The sequence below is a fragment of the Candidatus Frankia nodulisporulans genome (assembly GCF_902806475.1).
GTDB lineage: Bacteria > Actinomycetota > Actinomycetes > Frankiales > Frankiaceae > Frankia > Frankia umida.
In genome coordinates, this window is the sequence record NZ_CADCWS010000412.1 from 1 (window position 1) to 2,307 (window position 2,307).

At 73.0% G+C, this 2,307-nt stretch carries 1 protein-coding gene; it reads right to left on the bottom strand.

The features are described 5' to 3' along the window. The coding region (locus G6R24_RS20340) for a CaiB/BaiF CoA-transferase family protein (protein ID WP_225438858.1) at window positions 1-1,991 on the bottom strand (1,991 nt) is incomplete at its 3' end. Window positions 1,992-2,307 lie beyond the last annotated feature (316 nt).

The following is a 2,307-nucleotide window of genomic DNA, read 5'->3' on the forward strand; positions in this document are numbered from 1 at the left end:
GCCTCGTCGCCGACCGCGAGCGCGAGCCAGCCGTCCTCGCCGGCGGTGGGATGGCAGGGGTAGACGCCGTGCGGGGTCATCGTGTGATGGCCGTTGCCGCGGCGCTGCCGCCAGGGGACGCCCGCGACGTGGGCGAGCACCGCGTCGGGGGCGCTGGCGATCACCACCTCGCGTGAGGACAGGTCGAGATGCTGGCCGCGGCCGGTCCGGTCGCGGTCGAGCAGGGCCGCGAGGATACCCACGGCGAGCGCCGCGCCGCTGCGGTAGTCGACCGGGTCCCCGACGTCGGTGGGCGGGCCGTCCGGGTAGCCGCTCTGCACGGACAGCCCACCCGTCGCGGAGAAGATGCTGGCCAGGCCCGCTCCGGTGGCAAGCGGACCGGTCGAGCCATTGGCCGAGGAGGAGGCGACGACCAGGCGCGGGTTGAGGTCCAGCAGGACGTCGGCGCCCAGACCAAGGCGGGCCATGACACCCGGGCGGAAGTTGTCGACGACCACGTCGACCTCGCCGGCGAGCCGGCGGGCCTGCGCCAGGGCGTCCGGCTGGGTCAGGTCCAGCCGCAGGGACCGCTTGTTCAGGTTGAGCTCGTTGAAGATCGGTGACGCCTCGAGGGTGTCGTAACGGGCGAGGAAGCCGTAGCGGGCGAGGTCCGGCCGCCGCGTCGACTCGACCTTGATGATCTCGGCCCCGAGAAAGCCCAGCAGCACCGTCGCGTAGGGACCGGCCGCCGCCCAGGTGAAGTCGAGCACCCGGACCCCGTCCAACAACCGCCCATCCCCGGGCCGGTTCGACTGGGCTGGCAGGTGCGACCCACGGGGCTCGCGGGACTCGCGGGGCTCGAAGCCGGTGGACGAGCCGAGCCGGGGGGCCGGACGCACAGGCAGCGCCGACGCCGAGAACCGGTAGGGCGCGCCGGGGATGCGCAGGTGGCCGCCGTCGCCGTCCTCGACGCCGACGTCGCGGAAGAAGTCGCGGTGGGCGAGCTGCTCGTCCTCGAGCAGGTCGGTCGGCTCGGCGAAGATGCCGGCGGGGGCGCCGACCGCCGCGAGGAGGCGGGCGGCCTCGTGTTTGGGCCGCGCCTCGCACCAGGCGGTCAGCGCCTTCTGCAGGCCGGCGACGTCGGCGGCGCGGGCCTGCGCGGTGTCGAAGCCGGCGGCCTGGAACTCGGCGCCCTGCGGTGTGGCCAGCAGCCGATCCCAGTGCTCGTCGCGCAGGCCGACGGCCTGGATCCAGCCGTCCTGGCAGCGTTGCATCCCGCCGACCGGGTAGCGGGAACGCTCCCGTCCGACCAGGATTCCGTCGTTGAGGAAGCGGTTCAGCCGGGTGCGGTTGAGCGTGAGCAGCGACTCCTGCACCGACACGTCCACCCGCTGGGCGCTGACCCGCTCCCGCCCGCCGGCCGCCGTCCTCGCGGCGGGCCGTCGGGAGGCGTCCCAGCAGGCCGCGAGGGCGGCGATGGCGGCGTTCCAACCCGCGTCGAAGTAGCCGAGTTCACTGCCGAGCTGGATCGGCGCGCGGTCGGGGAACCGCTGCCAGCCCAGCCCGCTCGGCAGGGTCGAGCCCTCCCCCGACGCGTGGAACAACGTCAGATGATGGGCTTGGTGGCCGCTGGACGGTCCGGTTGCCCCGAAAGGACGCACCGACACCACCGCGGTGTCGGGAATCCGCGTGGCCAGCGGGTCGAGCCGGGCCGGCGCGAGGTCGGTGACGAGCAGATCGGCCGCGGCGGACAACTCGAGAATCCCCTCGCCCACGAGCCGGATGACGCTACGCTTACCGGCGCTGAGGTAGACGAACCGGGCGCTGACACCCGCGGCGGTGCGCGGCTCGGCGGCGCGCAGCACATGCCCGGACGGCGGCTCGACCATCACCACCTCGGCACCGAGATCGGCCAAGAGCCGGGTACAGAAGCTCACCGCCACGCTCTCGCCGACCTCGAGCACCCGCCAGCCGGCCAACGGACCAGTGGTTAACGGCCCGGCGTCTCTCATGTCCACTCGGTCCTGGCCATGCTTCGCAGCCTCCCAGTCGGTGCTGACGCCCACTGCCCTACCTGACGCCCAGTGCCCTCTGACGCCCACTGCCCTACCTGACGTCTGCCGCCTTACCTGACGTCTGCCGCCCTGCCCAGACGCCTACTGTCCTGCCGCCCGGATGCTAGGCGACCGGACGAACCCCGGTCCACCGACCTTGGTCGGCACGGGCCAGCTCGGACCATCGACCAAGGTCGAGCGACCCCTCGACCCCGGTCGGCCCACCTACCTCGAGGACGAGAAAAAAGTTGACAGATCCCGGCAACGCCGGCAC